A 15,909-nucleotide genomic window follows, 5' to 3' on the forward strand; every position below is an offset into this window, starting at 1 on the left:
CTGCTGGACGTCCTGCGGGACTACTCGGGGACGACCGGCCGGCCGCGCTCCCAAAGTTCTTCAGCGTGGGCGGCGAAGCGGTCGAACATGCCATCGGCGTCACGCCTGCGCAGGTGCATCATCGGGCTGTCATGGCCGACCAGACGGGCAAGGTGGGGCGTCACCAGGGCCTGGGAGTCGAACCGGAAGACCGACAGGCTGACGTGGTTCGGACCATCCTCCGGAGCGCTGTAGCGGGCCTCTACGGCACCCAGGTCCCGCAGCTTGGCCAGGTTCTCCAGGGTGATCCGGATACGGGTAGACACGCTCAGGGCCGTGTCCTCGATCGCCTCGCGCTGGTGGGTCGTCTCGCTGTCGGGATCCCCCAGCAGGAAGCGGACACGGCACCCGGCCTCCGCCTTCCGCCGCAGCGTGGCCAGGAAGTTGGGCTGCTCCAGCCAGACGAAGTAGTTGGTGTATCCGGCGAACAGGAGGTCGGCCCCCGCATCGGCGACCAGCTGGCCCCAGACCGTAGCCGGGCAGGCCGACCGGTACGGGTAGACGGCCTGGATCTCCCGGTCCGCGCCCGTCTTGACCGCTGATCGCACGACGTTCGGCCAGAGCATCTGTTCGTCCACTCCCAGCAGCTCGCTTACGTCGGCCCGGTTCCTAGGGTGCGGCAACAGGGCCTCATCCGTGATCCACCTTTCCACCGTTTTCGGAGCCACACCCACGCGGGTGGCCACCTGGCGGGGGGTGAGGTGACGATCACTCATAGCGGAACGTAAGGCCGTGTTCAAGGTGTTCCCCCGGGACGTTTGGGCGTTCTCCGACGGTAGCGCCCTCACGGTCCAGCTGTCCGCCCGTCGGTCCGGATTCATCTGCCGCTGACCAGAACGATTGACGTCAGGACTGGCAACGCGGGAGGTCAAAGTGTGGTGGTACACGTCAACAGCGCAGAGATGCAGCGGCTGCGGCCGGACGGATGCGATGGTCAGGGCGACGACGCGGCGGTGCCCGCCCTGCGACGGCCTCCGGGCCCTGCTCCCCGCCCTCCCGGCGACGGAGGCGGACCGGTGACGGCGGAGGAGCGGCCGGGGCCGTGCGGGGAGTGCGCCCGGCTGCGGGAGCAGGCACGGGCCGCCGTGCTGACCGGGGACCGCTCCCGGCTGACCGACGTGCGAGTCCTCCAGCGGCGGCACAGCGTCTCCGGCCACGGGCAGGCGGAGGCGGCCCGCGCGACAGCCTGACCCCGGACAGCAGGAAGCCCCCGCAGGCGCGATGACCTGCGGGGGTTCACGCTTGTGCCATGGACCGCCACATCTCGCGCCGGGTCGTCGGTGCGCTCACCATGGCCGCCTCCGACATCCCCGTGGACGACGCGGTCTTGGAGGGCCTACTGCACGACCTGTTCGAGGCCGACATCTCCGTTCCGGAGCCGCACACCGTTCAGGACGTGGCTGACGCGCTGGCGGACGCCATGCGGGCCCCGCTGGGACAGATGGTCGTGGCGTTCTGCGTCGCGTTCGTGGCCCTCGCGCAGATCAACGATGCGGGAGTGACTGCCATGTCGTCGGAGGACCTGCTCCAGTCAATCGCGCTTACCTGGGAGAGGGACGGCTGAGCGCCGTACCGTGGCAGCACGAAGCCCCCTGCCTCATTCACCTAGGCAGGGGGCTTCGTGCTGCGGGTCAGGCTCCGAACGCGGCCAGGACGGCCGCCAGGGCGGTGCCCCAGCCGACCACCAGCGCCATCCCGGCGATGGCGAGGCCGACGGGGACGAGGTGCTTGCGCCCGGTCAGGGCGGCGACGCCCAGCAGGATCAAACCGACTCCGGCGATGGTCATTTTCAGATCTCCTTCGTGGTGGTGGTGCGGATCAGGCGGCGGATGTACTCGGAGCTGGGAGCGGCGAACCCGGCGTCCTGCACCAGGCTGCGGAGTTCCGGAACCTCGGTGGTGCCGGTGCCGATCAGGTTCCGGAGCAGTTCCGTGCGGCCGGTGACGTCGGTGCCGAAGTGCTGCGCCACCGGAACCAGGGCCGGAACAGGTTCCGAACCCGGGCCGACCTGCGCGGGAGCCGTTTCGACGTCGCTCCAGTCGATGGCCGGCGGAACCTGGTTCGGAACCAAGGCCGGAACCTGTTCCGCCGTGACGACCGGCGTGTCCGGAAGGACCGATGCCCGACGGGCGTCCGCGTAGGCCTGCGCCCTGGCCGTCTGCGCGTCCAGGTCGGCCTTCCGCTTCGCCCGCGCGGCCTTGGACAGGTCGGCTGCGACGTCCACCCTGTCCTGCTCGGACAGCTTCGGCTCGAAGCACCTCATAACCACGACCCACAGCACCTTCGCGACGGCGGACACCAGCGCCCCGCCCACGGCGAGAGCCCAGTCACCCGTCTGCGCGCCACGCCAGAACAGCACGCCCATCGTGGCCGCCAGCAGTGCCCAGCCCACCCGGCGCACCAGCGCGAGGTTCTCGTCATCGTGCAGGACCAGCGGTTCGACCAGCAGGCACGTGGCCCACGACAGGTCGAACACCACGGCCGCGCCGTAGCCGAAGCCGCCGTGCAGCACCAGGCCGATGGTGTGCGTGGACCAGATCACGGAGGCGGACGTCAGCAGCAGCACCAGGGCGACGACCGCGCGCAGGCCCACGGCCCGCCAGTCGGTCGGCGGGACCGGGCGCGGCTCGAAGCGCTGCCACTGCTCGACCGAGTAGGGGTTGCCCTCGTCGGTGAACGCGGTGGTGTCGGGGAGCCGGACCGGCTTCGGGGTGTAGGTCTTCATGGTCAGTTCTCCTCTGTGGCGTTGATGCTGGTCAGGGCGGTGTATTTGCCTGCCTCCTGGAGGACCAGGCCGTCGGCCACAAGGCGCTTGCAGGCCTGGCCGGTGGACGACTTCGGAGCGTCCAGGGCGTGTGCCAGCTCGGTGACACCCAGCGGGGTGCCGAACGTCTCCAGGGCGTCCAGCACCCGGTCCGCCAGGGTGCGCCGGACAGGCGTCTGCGGGGCCGGGACGGCCGGCGCGTAGGTGGGCATCGGCGGGACATCCGCTGCCTTGGACAGCGGCACCGTGGCGGCGGCAGGGACAGCCACCGACCGACCGGGAACGACCGTGCGGAACACGTCCTCCGGCAGCCAGTACGCCTGCGACTCCTCCGGGCTGGTGTGCCTGGCCGACTTGATCAGGAGCGCGCCGTCACCGGCCAGGGTGTGCGGTGCCCAGCCGTTGCCCACGTCCTCCTTGAACACCACCGCTGCCTCCTCCGAACTGATGAGCTGGAGGCAGATGCGGACGTTCAACTGGGAGCGCAGCGCGGTCGGCAGGTTGGACGCCTTGGGGAACTGGGTGCTCCACACCAGGTAGACACCCAGCGCCCGGCCCTGTTCCGCCACGGTCAGGAAGCGGTCCCACTGCGCGGCCGTGAAGCCGCGCACCAGGACGTTGCCCTCGTCCACCAAGAGCACCAGGGCGGGATCCTGCGCCGTCTCGCGCCAGGTGGACGTCCCCTGATCACGCATCCGGTCCGCGCGCCGGGGGAACTCCGTCTCCAGCAGCCAGTCCACCCGCGCCACCGCGTCGGGCACGGTGGTGACCCGGTGGGCCTTGCCCGCGTAGTGCTGGCTTTCAAGGCCCTGCTTGAGGTCCCAGACGTCCAGGTCAGCGTCCACGGCCGCGATGACGTGCGCTCCGATCAGGCGCTGCACGCAGCTCTTTCCGGAGCCCGACGTGCCGAAGACGCCGATGCGCTGGCGCACGTCCAGGGTGATCTCATCGCCGTACACGGTCTGGGACAGCCGCATCGGGTCGGCCAGGCGGACCGGGCCGCGCGGGGCGGTCCACGGCAGCATCCTGGCCACCGCGTTGAACCGGACGTGCAGGTACAACCGGTCGTCCCGGCCGCCGGGCTGGAGCCGGATCTTGGTGCCGGTCGGCTGTCCCAGGTGCGCCTGGATCGTCGGCAGCTGCTTGCGGACGGCCGCCGGGCTGGACCCGGCCGGGACGCGAAGGGCGATCCGCGCTCCGCCGGCCACGCGCCGCACCTGGCGGCGGCGCAGGTACCCGCCGTCCGACCGCGTGGTGGCGTCCTTCGAGAGCGCGGCGTTGCGGGCCATCGCGTCCCACCGGGACGACTCCAGGCGGATGGCCAGCAGCCGGTACCGGGGATGGAACCGGAAGGCAGCCCACAGCCGCAGCATCCCGGCCGTGCGGCGCAGCCGGGCCGCTCCCAGCCGCAGGCCCTTCGCGGCTGCGGCACGGGCGGCCGGCGACTTGGCCAGGACACAGGCGCAGCCGACGCCCACCACGGCCAGGACGACCATGGGTGCAGCGGAGGCGAGCGTGGCCGCATGGTGGGCCGTCTGTCCGTCCGTCCGTAGTGCCGGAGTCGCGTGTGCGCCCCCGCTGATCTGCGCGGACGGGTACGGACGGACAGGCGTACGGACGGACGCGGACGGACGCGCGAGCTTGGACGCCAGCGCGTGCAGCTCCGCGCGCCAGTCGGTCGGGCCGGGCGTCGGCGCGGTCATCGCGCGGCCTCCGCTTCGATCAGCTCGCGCAGCTTCCGGGCGGCAGCGTTCAGAAGGTCGGTCTCGTCGGTCAGCCGCGCGGCGGCGGCCTCCAGCTCGCGGATCACCAAGCCGTCATCGCGCGGCGGATCCGGGGGGATGATGTCCATGTGATCAGGGCCCTTCCCTGGTCAGGAGGCCGCTGGGGATTCGAGCCCCGGCGGCCTCCGCCGTGCGCCAGCGATTTAGGTTCTCGCGTTCGGTGCTGGCGCTGGCTGGCGGAGAACGTCCTCAGCTCGGTCGGCCGGGGTGATCCGCTGCTGCTGACCGGGCGGATGCGGGTCAGGGAGTGGGACAACGGGGAGGGGAACCCGCGGGGCGTCGCGGCAGAGATCGAGGCGACGGCGATCGGGCACGACCTTTCCCGGGGTACCTCCGCCTTCCGGCGGTCGGTACGGGGGCGTCCCGAGCTGGTGGCCAGGGCTTCGTCCCGAGCCGTCGACGACGGGACGGGGCCGGACCGCCCGGCCGGCAGCCCGGGAGACCGCGAAAGGGAGCGCGAGCGGGAGAGGGGCGGGGCGGGGATCTTGACCCCGAGCGGGGCGGAGAACGGGGCGGGGAGCAGGGCGGAGAACGCGATGGGGAACGGGGCGGGGAGCGGGGTCGGGGGCCCGGTGAAGGGCCGCTGGTCGAGCCGGGCCAGGTGCCGGTTCCGGGCCAGGTGCAGTTCCAGGTCCCGGCCCGGGCGGCGGGTCCGACCCAGGCTCCGCCCCTGGCCCAGGCCCCCGCTCCGCCATCGGTTCCGGTGCTGGTCGGGGCCCAGGTGGGGGCGCCGGCGAAGGCCGAGGACGGCTCCGACCGGAGTGGCTGACGCTCCCTGCCGCACCGGGATTCGGGCGGTGGGCCCCGGTGCGGCACAATGGAAGGCTGTAACCAAAACCCCCTACGACGCCGGACGGTTCCTCTTGGCTGAGTACATCTACACCATGCGCAAGACCCGGAAGGCCCACGGCGACAAGGTCATCCTTGACGACGTGACGTTGAGCTTCCTGCCTGGCGCGAAGATCGGCGTCGTGGGCCCCAACGGCGCGGGCAAGTCCACCGTGCTGAAAATCATGGCCGGACTTGAGCAGCCCTCCAATGGCGAGGCCTTCCTCTCCCCCGGTTACTCCGTCGGCATGCTCCTGCAGGAGCCCCCGCTGGACGAGACCAAGACCGTCCTGGAGAACGTCGAGGACGGTGTCAGGGAGATCAAGGCGAAGCTCAACCGCTTCAACGAGATCGCCGTACTGATGGAGACCGAGTACTCGGACGCCCTGCTCGACGAGATGGGCAATCTCCAGGAGGATCTGGACCACTCCAACGCCTGGGACCTCGACGCCCAGCTGGAGCAGGCCATGGACGCCCTCGGCTGCCCTCCCGGCGACTGGGCGGTGACCACCCTCTCCGGTGGTGAGAAGCGCCGTGTCGCCCTCTGCAAGCTGCTGCTCGAGGCACCTGACCTGCTGCTGCTGGACGAGCCCACCAACCATCTGGACGCCGAGTCCGTCAACTGGCTGGAGCAGCACCTCGCCAAGTACGCCGGCACCGTGGTCGCCGTGACCCACGACCGGTACTTCCTGGACAACGTCGCCCAGTGGATCCTGGAGCTCGACCGCGGTCGCGCCCTGGCCTACGAGGGCAACTACTCCACCTACCTGGACACCAAGGCGACCCGCCTCAAGGTCGAGGGCCAGAAGGACGCCAAGCGCGCCAAGCGCCTGCGCGAGGAGCTGGAGTGGGTCCGCTCCAACGCCAAGGGCCGTCAGGTCAAGTCCAAGGCCCGGCTCGCCCGGTACGAGGAGATGGCGGCCGAGGCCGACAAGATGCGGAAGCTGGACTTCGAGGAGATCCAGATCCCGCCGGGCCCGCGTCTCGGCAACATCGTGGTCGAGGTCACCAACCTCTCCAAGTCCTTCGGCGACAAGCTGCTGATCGACGACCTCAGCTTCACCCTGCCCCGCAACGGCATCGTCGGCGTGATCGGCCCCAACGGCGCCGGTAAGACCACCCTGTTCAAGATGCTGCTGGACCAGGAGAAGCCGGACTCCGGCACGGTCCGCATCGGCGACACCGTCAAGGTGTCCTACGTCGACCAGAGCCGCGCCAACATCGACCCCAAGAAGACGCTGTGGGCCGTCGTATCCGACGAGCTGGACTACATCAACGTCGGACAGGTCGAGATGCCGTCCCGCGCCTATGTCTCGGCCTTCGGCTTCAAGGGCCCGGACCAGCAGAAGCCCGCCGGGATCCTCTCCGGCGGTGAGCGGAACCGCCTCAACCTGGCGCTGACGCTCAAGGAGGGCGGCAACCTGCTGCTCCTCGACGAGCCCACCAACGACCTGGACGTCGAGACCCTCGGCTCGCTGGAGAACGCGCTGCTGGAGTTCCCCGGCTGCGCCGTGGTCATCTCCCACGACCGGTGGTTCCTGGACAGGGTCACCACGCACATCCTCGCCTACGAGGGCGAGTCCAAGTGGTATTGGTTCGAGGGCAACTTCGAGTCCTACGAGAAGAACAAGATCGAGCGTCTCGGCGCCGATGCGGCCCGCCCGCACCGCGCGACGTACAAGAAGCTCACTCGCGGCTGACCAGCGCGACACCTGTCCGCAACACCGCCGGGGCAGGCTTGCGAGCAGGATCCTCTGCTCCACTCCCTGCCCGACCCACCGCAAGCCCGCCCCGGTCCCCTGTCTCTGGAGAACTCCCGTGTCCCGCCACATATACGCTTGTCCGCTGCGCTGGTCCGACATGGACGCGTTCGGACATGTCAACAACGTGGTCTTTCTGCGCTACCTCGAGGAGGCGCGGATCGACTTCACCTTCACCAGCGCCGGCGAGGTCGGGGAGAAGGCGTTCTCCGAGGGGTCCGTGGTGGCCCGCCATGAGATCGACTACCTCCGGCCGCTGGTCTACCGGCCCGAGCCGATCACCATCGAGACCTGGCTGACCCGCCTCGGCCACGCCTCCTTCACCGTGGCCTACGAGATCAAGGACGTGGACACCGTCTACGTCCGGGCCTCGACGATCGTGGTTCCCTACGACCTGGCGGCGGCCCGTCCGCGGCGGCTCACCGCGGGCGAGCGCGCCTTCCTGGCCGACTACCTGGAAACCGCCACGGTGGCTGCGTGACCACGATGACCGCGCTGCAGCTGGCCGACCCCAGGGACGCCGCCGAGATCAGCGCGTTCCTGGCCAGGCTGCTGCGGTACGACAAGGCCGCCGCCGTCCGACTGCGGACGGCGAACGGCGCGCTGGCGGTGTTCGCCCGGCTGCCACTGGGTGAGAGCGGCCCGCTGGTGATCCGCACGGCAGCGCTGGCAAGCCCCGGGCCGGCAACATCCGCGTCGACACCCGAGGGACGCGAGGACGTCGGCCAGCTGGATCTGACCGTGTCGGCGGGCCAGTTGCTGGACGGGATCGACGAGGCTGCCGCCGAGACGCTCCCGCTGCCCGCAGCGATCACCGGTCCGGCCTGGGCCGGGCTGCTGCCGCCGCGTACCTCCTGGGAGCATGTGGACGACCTGGCCACCGCCCCGCTGACCGCGGCGGTGCAGGCGGCGGTGACCGAGTTCCGGCGTGAGAGCACTGATCCCGACGGCCTGGCCGAGGCCATCTGGTCCCGCCAGGTGCACGCCAGCGGGCTGACCCTGCGCGCCCTGCATGCCGCCCACCTGGTCGGCCTGCTACGGCAGTCCGAGACGGTGGCCCTGCACCGGCACCCGGCCTGGCTACGGCTGACCGCACCGCGCGGATCCGTGATCATCCGCCGGGCCCCGGCCATCGGTTCCGGGCTCGGGCTGACGCCTACACGCTGAGCACCGCCCGCTGAGCACCACCCGCTGAGCCCCAACACCGGGCCCCACCCACCGGGCCCCGACGTACGACCAGAGCGCGCGACTCCGACGCGCTGAGCTGCGGCGATAACGTCCTGCTTGACCCTCGACCTGGTCGAGGCCCGAGAGTCCAGGACGTGGAGAGCACGTGGTGAGCGAGAACGAGAAGATGGACAGCATCGGCGAGATGGCCCGTGACAGCGGGCTGACGATCAGCGCCCTGAGGTTCTACGACGGCGCCGGCATCCTCGTCCCGGAGTGGGTCGATCCGGACAGCGGCTACCGCTGGTACGCGCCCGGGCAGCGGCAGGAGGCCCGGCTGCTGGCCAGGCTGCGCCGGGTGAGTATGCCGCTGGCGGACATCCGACTGGTACTGGCCGGCTGGTCCGGCCCTGACACCGCCCTGGTCGGCAAGCTGCTGGACGCCCATCTGCTGCGCCTCGAGGACGGTCTCGACGACGCCCGCCGCGAACTCTCCGCAGTCCGAGCACTACTCGCGCTGAGGGAGCACCCCATGACCACCACCAGTACCACTGCACCGAGCCCGACCCTGCGCCTCGCCTTCCCCGCCCTCGAACTGGCCGCCGCCCTCGACACGGTCCGCTTCGCGGTCAGCAGCGACCCGGAGCTGCCCATGCTCGGCGGTGTCCACATCGACGTGGACGGCGCGGAGCAGGCCCTGCGCCTGGTCGCCACCGACCGCTACCGGCTGGCCGTGGCACAGCTGAAGGTCGAGACCACGCCGGACACCACGAAGCAGGTCATCGTCCCCGTCGCCCTGGTCGACGCGATGCGGGCGCTGCTGACGGCCGCGGGCGAGGCGGCGCTGACCCTGGACGGGGACACGATCGCCTTGGAGGTCGGCGGAAGCCGGGCCGCCGGGGTCTGCCTGGACCACGACTTCCCCGACTACCGCAGGCTCACCCGGCTCCCCGCGGGGCGGCGGGTCGCCGTGGATGTGGCCGCGCTGCGCGAGTCGCTGGTCAGCGGCCCCACCGTTCCCGACCCGGACAGCAGGGGTGGCGCGGGCGGCACGGACGGCGCGGACACCGAGGTCTCGCTGCTGGTGCTCACCGCCGACGGTTCGCTGACGGTCGCCCAAGCCCAGACACAGGCTCAGCCCGGCGTCGGCGTCAACCGCGAGTTCCTGCTCGACGCGCTCGCCGCCTCGGCCCGGGACCAGCTGGTCCTGGAGCTGGGCAGTCCGATCGCCCCGCTGGCCGTGCGCCTCCCCGAGGGTGAGGACCAGAACAGCTTCTCGCTGCTGATGCCGGTCCGCCTCGACGGCTGACCGCCGTCGACGGGGGTGAGGGGGTGAGGCTGGGCTCGGGGGCTGGCAGGTGGGGAGGCGGGCTGAGGGCAGGGGGCACCGGACGGGGGCACCGGCAGGGGGCACCGGCAGGGGGCACCGGCAGGGGGCGCGGGCAGGGGGCGCGGGCTGAGGGCGCGGGCTGAGGGCCGGGGGCTGAGGGCCGGGCGCGCTGGCCGGGCCGGCGGTCAGCCCCCGCGCCGCACGGCCCGTCCCCGCCGAGTCGCAGAGCTGGTGAACGTCGCGGACAAGAACCGGCGCGACCTCTCGGCGTTGGCGGGACACGTCCGGCGGCGCGGCGGGGTTGACCACCAACCCCGCCGCGCCGCCAGCCCCGCCGTCAAGCCAGACCCTCCGTCAGCCAAGCCCCACCGCCAGCCCCACCGTCAAGCCAGACCCGCCCTCAGGCCGGCCCGCCGCCAGCCAGGCCCCGCCCTCAAAACCCAGCCCCCGTCACCCCGCGACCGACACCCGCCACTCCTCCTGGTAGTCCGCGAAGATCTCCTTCAGGTGATGGCCGATCTTCAGGTAGTCCAGGTCGTCCAGGTTCGCCAGCGACACCCGCACCGACCACTCGGGTCCGTCGAAGCCGCCGCCGTTGAGCAGTACCACGCCGGTCTGCTCGGCCAGCCGGAACAGCGGTTCCACCGGCTCGTACGTGGCCAGCAGGTAGTCCGCGAAGGCCTTGCCGCCGACTCGCTCGGCCTCGGCCAGCAGGTCCAGCTCGATGTAGTAGCCGGCCCGCTGCGGGTCCTCGGCGATGCGCATGCCGGAGCCCTCCATCAGCAGTTCGAGCCGCTGCCGGACCACGGCCTGCACCTTGGCCTTGTACTCCTTGCCCTCGGGCAGCAGCGCGAACAGCGAGAACAGCATCATCTGCACCTGCTGCGGCAGGCTCAGCCCGGCGGTGTGGTTCAGCGCGACCTGCCGCGAGTCGGCCACCAGCCGGTCGATGAAGCGGATGTTGTCGGGCTCCAGCGTCAGCGTCCCGTAGCGCTTGCGCAGCCGCTGCCGCTCGCTGTCCGGCAGCGCCTTGATCTGCTCGTCGATGACGTTGTCCCGGTGCAGGCCGATCACGCCGAGCCGGTGCCCGGTGCAGCCGTAGTGCTTGGAGTAGGAGTACACCAGCAGGGTGTTCCGCGGCAGCTCAGCGGCGATGGTGCGGAAGCCGTCGACGAAGGTCCCGTAGACGTCGTCGGTGACGATCAGCAGGCCGGGGTTGGTGGTCTCGACGATGGTCTTGATCTGCTGGGTCACCCGGGCCGAGAGCGCCAGCGACGGCGGGTTGCTGGGGTTGACGATGCAGACCAGTCGGACCGCGGGGTCGGCCAGCTTGGCGACCTCCTCCTCCGGGTAGCGCCACTCGCGGACGCCGGTCTCGGTGAAGTTGGACGCCTCCACCTTCACCACCTCGAACTCGAAGGTGTCGAGCTCCGGGATCTCGATGTAGGGGGTGAACACCGGCACCATCAGGGCGATCTTGTCGCCCTTCTTGAGCACGCCGTTCTTCATCAGCGAGTCGAAGATGTAGCACATCGCGGCGGTGCCGCCCTCGGTGGCGAACAGGTCGAGCTCGGCCCCGGCCGGCGGCCGGGCGTCCATCAGCTCCTCCTGCAGGTAGCCGCGGACGATCTGCTCGCCGTGCACCAGCATCCGGTCCGGCACCGGGTAGTTGTCGCCGATGATGCCGTCGGTCAGCTCGTGCAGCCAGGCGTCGCGCTCGAAGCCGAAGCGGGTGGTGGCCAGCTCCAGGCAGTCCTTGAGCAGGGTGATCCCGGGCAGCTCCGGGTGCGCGGCGGCGTACGCGTCGAAGCGCGCGGCGGTGCCGTGCAGCTCGGGCATGCCGCCGAGGTTGTCGGCGGTCCAGACCCGGCGGCTCTCGGTGAGGGCGAACGCGCCGAGCGCGAAGTACGCCTCGCGCGGCCCGGTGGCGATCCAGTTGGGGTTGCCGCGACCGGCGTTGAGCATGGCCTTGGTGCCACGGCCCTTCTGCACGGGCTGTCCGGCCTGGTACTTCTCGGCGAGGGCGATGAACTCGCCCTTGAGCTCGAACGGGCTGAGCTGGGAGAGGCGCTGCATCTCCGCGCGGCTCACACTGGTCTTGGGCACAGGGATCTCCAACGGGGTGTCGACCGAAATATCGAACGAGATGTCGAACGAGGAGGGGAAGCGAAGAACTGCGGAAAGCGAGGAACTGACCGAAGGTCAGGCCAGCAGGGCGACGATGATCGCGCCCCAGATCGTCAGCAGCACGTTCCCGACGGCGTACGGGATGGTGTAGCCGAGCGTCGGCACCTGCGACTCCGCCGCCTCGCCGACCGCGCCGATGGCCGCCGTCGTGGTCTGCGACCCGGCGATCACGCCCATCAGGATCGGCGTGCGGATCTTCAGCACGAAGTGCCCGAACAGCAGTCCGACGATCAACGGGATCACCGTCGCGACCGCTCCCCACAGCAGCAGGCTCCAGCCCGCCGTCGCCAGTCCGCTGCTGAAGCCGGGGCCGGCGTTGATACCGACGATGGCGACGAACATGCAGAGCCCGAGGGTGTCCATGAACCACTGCGCGCCGGGCGGGACATTGCCGTAGGTCGGGTAGCGGCCGCGGATCCAGCCGAAGACCAGGCCCATGATCAGCGCGCCGCCGGAGGTGGACAGGCTGATCGGGACGCCGCCGATGGTGAGCGCGGGAATACCGATGCAGCCGCCGAGGAAGATGCCGAGGCCGACCCAGATCATGTCGGTGGCGAAGCTGGTCGGCACCGGCTTGCCGATGGCCTGTCCGGCCGGGTCCACCAGCCGCTTGGGCCCGGTCAGCACCAGCGTGTCGCCGCGGTCGATCTGCGAGTTCAGGCGGTAGGGGAACTCGCTCCCGGAGCGGTACACCTTCTCGATGAAGACGCCGACCATCATCGGCTCGGCCCGCAGCTCGGCGATGGTGCGTCCGATCTGCTCCTTCTCGGACACCACCACGTGCAGCGTCTCGGTCTGGTAGCCGAGCAGTTGGATGTCGTCGGTCTCCGGGCCGATGTGACCGACCGGGTCGAAGGTGACCAGGTCCTCGCGCAGCGCGCTGACCGCCAGGACGTCCCCGTCGGCGATCACGGTCTGCTGGTCGTGGTCCAGGATGCTGCCGGCGCGGCGGACCCGGGTGATGTAGATCCGCCGGCCCAGCTGCTTCTGCTGGTCCTCGAAGTCGTCGATGGTGCGGCCGACGATGCCGGACACCGCGACGGTGAAGGCCCGCAGCACCACCTCGTAGTAGCCCTCGCCGAGGTCGGGGTTGCCGGTGGGGACGTCCAGTTCCTTGGCCAGGATCGCGCTGTCGCGCTTGAGGTCGCTCTTGAGCAGCCGAGGGGCGATGTTGGCCAGCAGGACCGCGCAGAGGATGGTGCCCAGCGGGTAGGTGACGGCGTAGGCGACCGGGACCAGGTTCTGCTGGGCGCTGATCTGATCGTGGGTCAGTCCCGGCAGGTTGCCGATGGCGTCCTGGGCGACGCCGATGACGGCGGACTGGGTGAGCGCGCCGCCGAGCAGCCCCGCGCCAAGACCGGTGCCGTAGCCGAGCATGGTGGCGAAGCCCCAGCAGACCAGCAGGCCGGTGACGCAGACCACCAGGGCGACGGCGGCCTGCGGCAGCCCGTCCTTCTTCAGTCCGCGGAAGAACTGCGGGCCGACCTTGTAGCCCAGGGCGAACAGAAACATGATGAAGAAGACCGACTTGACCGTGCCGTTGACGGCCACATCGGTGGCCCAGCCGGTGAAGAGCCCGGCGACGAGGCAGCCGGTGACAACGCCGAGGCCGATGGCCTTCCAGTGCAATTTCCCGAGGAGGAAGCCGATCGCCACCGTGAGGAAGATCAGCAGCTCTGGATAGGGCTTGAAGATGTGGTTGGTGAGCCAATGCACCACAGGAGTCGGCCACCCTCTCTTGTCGCATGGGGCTCCTGCCTGGATGCCCTGTTCGACAATAAGCGGCCTTATGTCTTATATGTCCGCATTGATGGCCGTTGGAGTGACCGTGGCGTCCACGCCACCACCGCCGTCCGTCGCCCCGTCACCACCGTGGCGCCCCGCCGCCGTACGTCCCCAGGTCGTGCCGACCAGGACCAGCACCGCGCCCACCGCGCCGAGCGCCCCCAGCTTGTCGCCGCCGACCTCCACGCCGATCACCGCGGCCCACAGCGGCTCGGTCCCCAGCAGCAGGCTGACCCGCGAGGGCGAGGTCCGCCGCACCGCCCACATCTGCACGAAGAACGCGAAGACCGTGCACACCAGCCCCAGGTAGAGCAGGTCCGCCCACTGGCCGCCGTCGAACGAGGCCGCCAGCCGCCAGGGCGCGGGGCCGGAGAAGGGCGAGATCAGCAGGAACATCACCAGGCAGGTGGCCAGCTGAACAAAGGTCAGCGCACCGGACTCGGTCTCCCGCACCGACTTCATCCGGTGCATCACCACCACATGCAGCGCGCGGATGATCGCCACGCAGAACACCAGCAGGTCGCCGAGCCCAGGGCGCTGGAACCCGGCCCCCTGGGTCAGCAGCGCCACGCCGACCACCGAGAGCGTGGCGGCGCAGACAAAGGCCGGGGACGGACGGGTCCGGGCGAGCGCGCTCTCCGCGAGCGGGGTGAACACCATCGTCAGACTGATGATCAGACCGGCATTGGTGGCCGAGGTGTGCACCACCCCGACCGTCTCCACCAGGAAGATCGTGCCCAGGATCAGCCCCAGCACCACCCCGCCGCGCACCTCGGGCCAGGTCAGCCGGCGCAGCCGCGGTGCGACCAGCACGGCCATCGGCAGCAGCGCGACCAGGAACCGCAGCACCAGCAGCGGAACGACGGTCGGTCCGGTGGCGATGGTCTTGACCGAGAGGTAGCTGGACCCCCAGATCGCGGCGACCAGCAGCACTGGCAGGTCGATCATCCAGAGGCGGGGAGTGCGCGACGGCGTGGACATGAGCGCCATCCTGGGGGTACGAAGCACCCGCGCGCCGGTATTTTCATCATCCAGTCGGATCAACCCATCCCCGGGGTTCCGACCAGGGTTCCGACCAGGGTTCCGACCAGGGTTCCGACCGGGGTTCTGATCTGGACTCCGATCCAACTCGATCGACATGACCCCACTCCCATCGACCTCGACCCGTCCGCATCGACACAGCCCCGGGCCCGCGACAACCGGGGCCTACTCCCCCGCCCAGCGCTCCCCCGCCAGCGGCCGCAGCACCGCCAGCGCCTCCGCCCGCGGCACCTCCGCGAAGAACAGGGTGTCCGCGTCCTCCACCGCCGGCTGCGCCAGCGCCAGTACCGCCCGTCCCGACTCGGTGATCCCGACCAGCTTGGCCCGGCTGTCCTTGGGATCGGGCAGCCGTTCGACCAGGCCCTTGGCTTCCAGCGCCCGGACCACCTGACTGGTCGTCATCGGGTCGGTACCGGTCTGATCGGCCAGCGTCCGCTGGCTTGGCGGCCGCTCGCCCGCAGAGCAGAGCCATCCGGTGGAGGCGAGCAGCACGAACTGCACATGCGTCAGATCGAGCGGACGCAACACCGCAGCGATCCCCCGCTGCCAGGCCAGTGTCGCCCGCCACAGCAGAAACCCCGGACTGTCCCCGGGTCCTGCTGGCCGCCCGTCGACCGCCATGGCGCCACCTAGTCCTTTCCAGTCGACGCGGAAGCCGTCTGCAGCTCCGCGCCTTCGGCCTGCGCACCCTCGGCGAGGGTGCGTTCGGCGAGTTCGGCGAGTTCCGCGAGCCGCCGCATCGCCTGCGGCAGCCCCGCCGCGACATTCTTCCCGATCACCCTGGCGAACAGCGGCGACAGCAGTCCGGTGATCTCCACCCGGTGCACCAGGGTGGCGGTGTCGCCCGCCGTCTCGATCCGGTGCGAGAAGCGCAGCTTCGCCAGCGGCAGCCGGGTGACATCGATGAAGGACACCTCCTCGGTGACCTCCTCCAGCCGGAACTTCGTCCTCGGCCCGCCGACCGGCTTGAGCGTCCCGGTCGTTCCGGCGGCGAAGACGCCGTCCACGCGGGCGTACTCGGTGCCCTCGTCCCAGGTCGGCCAGGAGGCCGGGTCGGTGTAGTGCGCCCACAGCTGGGCGGGGGTGGCGGTGGTGGTCTGGGTGTGCTGGAACTCCCACATGGCGGTCTCCTTGTGCCCGGAGCAGCTGCTCCGGCCCGGTTTTACTAAGTGTATTTACTATATGCGCGCTTACTATCTCCTGTCCAGCCCCCGCCCCACCCGG

The 15,909-nt window shown here is 70.4% G+C and carries 16 protein-coding genes; 6 read left to right on the plus strand and 10 right to left on the minus strand.

Annotated features, from left to right (window positions below; all coding sequences use genetic code 11):
- Positions 1 to 20: 20 nt before the first annotated feature.
- The gene (locus tag ACXKR8_RS17320; RefSeq protein ID WP_458273802.1) at positions 21 to 605 is read right to left on the minus strand and encodes a DUF5919 domain-containing protein; all 585 of its coding nucleotides are present in this window, start codon (positions 603 to 605) and stop codon (positions 21 to 23) included.
- A gap of 450 nt (positions 606 to 1,055) precedes the next feature.
- Between ACXKR8_RS17320 and ACXKR8_RS17325 the strand changes: the two genes are divergently transcribed.
- Positions 1,056 to 1,229: a hypothetical protein gene (locus ACXKR8_RS17325; RefSeq protein WP_458273803.1), complete on the plus strand. Its 174-nt coding sequence runs from the start codon at positions 1,056 to 1,058 to the stop codon at positions 1,227 to 1,229.
- A 59-nt stretch (positions 1,230 to 1,288) separates the two neighbouring features.
- The gene (locus tag ACXKR8_RS17330; RefSeq protein ID WP_458273804.1) at positions 1,289 to 1,603 is read left to right on the plus strand and encodes a hypothetical protein; all 315 of its coding nucleotides are present in this window, start codon (positions 1,289 to 1,291) and stop codon (positions 1,601 to 1,603) included.
- 67 nt (positions 1,604 to 1,670) lie between these two features.
- On the opposite strand, the gene ACXKR8_RS17335 is transcribed toward ACXKR8_RS17330, so the two are convergent.
- Genes ACXKR8_RS17335 through ACXKR8_RS17350 form a run of 4 tightly spaced genes read right to left on the minus strand, consistent with a single transcriptional unit; the run spans position 1,671 to position 4,655 of the window.
- Positions 1,671 to 1,826, minus strand: a complete 156-nt coding sequence (locus ACXKR8_RS17335; RefSeq protein WP_458273805.1) for a hypothetical protein — start codon at positions 1,824 to 1,826, stop codon at positions 1,671 to 1,673.
- Between the two features lie 2 nt (positions 1,827 to 1,828).
- Entirely contained in the window at positions 1,829 to 2,764 is a 936-nt protein-coding gene (locus tag ACXKR8_RS17340; protein ID WP_458273806.1) for a hypothetical protein, read from the minus strand.
- A 2-nt stretch (positions 2,765 to 2,766) separates the two neighbouring features.
- A complete protein-coding gene (locus ACXKR8_RS17345; protein WP_458273807.1) occupies positions 2,767 to 4,506 on the minus strand; it encodes a helix-turn-helix domain-containing protein in 1,740 nt (579 codons plus the stop codon).
- Positions 4,503 to 4,655 (minus strand): hypothetical protein, encoded by a 153-nt coding sequence (locus ACXKR8_RS17350; RefSeq protein ID WP_458273808.1) that lies wholly within the window; start codon positions 4,653 to 4,655, stop codon positions 4,503 to 4,505. The genes ACXKR8_RS17345 and ACXKR8_RS17350 overlap by 4 nt, the downstream gene beginning before the upstream one ends.
- A 795-nt stretch (positions 4,656 to 5,450) precedes the next feature.
- Between ACXKR8_RS17350 and ettA the strand changes: the two genes are divergently transcribed.
- The 4 genes from ettA to ACXKR8_RS17370 all read left to right on the plus strand — a co-directional run bounded on the left by ettA (position 5,451) and on the right by ACXKR8_RS17370 (position 9,651).
- On the plus strand, positions 5,451 to 7,115 hold the full coding sequence (gene ettA, locus ACXKR8_RS17355; protein WP_458273809.1) for an energy-dependent translational throttle protein EttA: 1,665 nt from the start codon (positions 5,451 to 5,453) through the stop codon (positions 7,113 to 7,115).
- Between the two features lie 118 nt (positions 7,116 to 7,233).
- On the plus strand, positions 7,234 to 7,656 hold the full coding sequence (locus ACXKR8_RS17360; RefSeq protein WP_458273810.1) for an acyl-CoA thioesterase: 423 nt from the start codon (positions 7,234 to 7,236) through the stop codon (positions 7,654 to 7,656).
- Between the two features lie 5 nt (positions 7,657 to 7,661).
- On the plus strand, positions 7,662 to 8,342 hold the full coding sequence (locus ACXKR8_RS17365) for a serine/threonine-protein kinase (RefSeq protein ID WP_458275006.1): 681 nt from the start codon (positions 7,662 to 7,664) through the stop codon (positions 8,340 to 8,342).
- A 187-nt stretch (positions 8,343 to 8,529) separates the two neighbouring features.
- On the plus strand, positions 8,530 to 9,651 hold the full coding sequence (locus ACXKR8_RS17370) for a DNA polymerase III subunit beta family protein (RefSeq protein ID WP_458275007.1): 1,122 nt from the start codon (positions 8,530 to 8,532) through the stop codon (positions 9,649 to 9,651).
- A 471-nt stretch (positions 9,652 to 10,122) separates the two neighbouring features.
- Here ACXKR8_RS17370 and ACXKR8_RS17375 read toward each other — a convergent pair whose 3' ends face one another.
- The 5 genes from ACXKR8_RS17375 to ACXKR8_RS17395 all read right to left on the minus strand — a co-directional run bounded on the left by ACXKR8_RS17375 (position 10,123) and on the right by ACXKR8_RS17395 (position 15,806).
- Positions 10,123 to 11,778: a bifunctional aspartate transaminase/aspartate 4-decarboxylase gene (locus ACXKR8_RS17375; protein WP_458273811.1), complete on the minus strand. Its 1,656-nt coding sequence runs from the start codon at positions 11,776 to 11,778 to the stop codon at positions 10,123 to 10,125.
- A 96-nt stretch (positions 11,779 to 11,874) separates the two neighbouring features.
- Positions 11,875 to 13,578, minus strand: coding sequence for an aspartate-alanine antiporter (gene aspT, locus ACXKR8_RS17380; protein WP_458273812.1), 1,704 nt, complete (start codon positions 13,576 to 13,578; stop codon positions 11,875 to 11,877).
- 75 nt (positions 13,579 to 13,653) lie between these two features.
- Positions 13,654 to 14,634, minus strand: coding sequence for a DMT family transporter (locus ACXKR8_RS17385; RefSeq protein WP_462100552.1), 981 nt, complete (start codon positions 14,632 to 14,634; stop codon positions 13,654 to 13,656).
- A gap of 216 nt (positions 14,635 to 14,850) precedes the next feature.
- Positions 14,851 to 15,306, minus strand: coding sequence for a MarR family winged helix-turn-helix transcriptional regulator (locus tag ACXKR8_RS17390; protein WP_458273814.1), 456 nt, complete (start codon positions 15,304 to 15,306; stop codon positions 14,851 to 14,853).
- A gap of 8 nt (positions 15,307 to 15,314) precedes the next feature.
- The gene (locus ACXKR8_RS17395) at positions 15,315 to 15,806 is read right to left on the minus strand and encodes an SRPBCC family protein (RefSeq protein WP_458273815.1); all 492 of its coding nucleotides are present in this window, start codon (positions 15,804 to 15,806) and stop codon (positions 15,315 to 15,317) included.
- Positions 15,807 to 15,909 lie beyond the last annotated feature (103 nt).

The sequence above is a fragment of the Streptacidiphilus sp. PAMC 29251 genome (assembly GCF_054208735.2).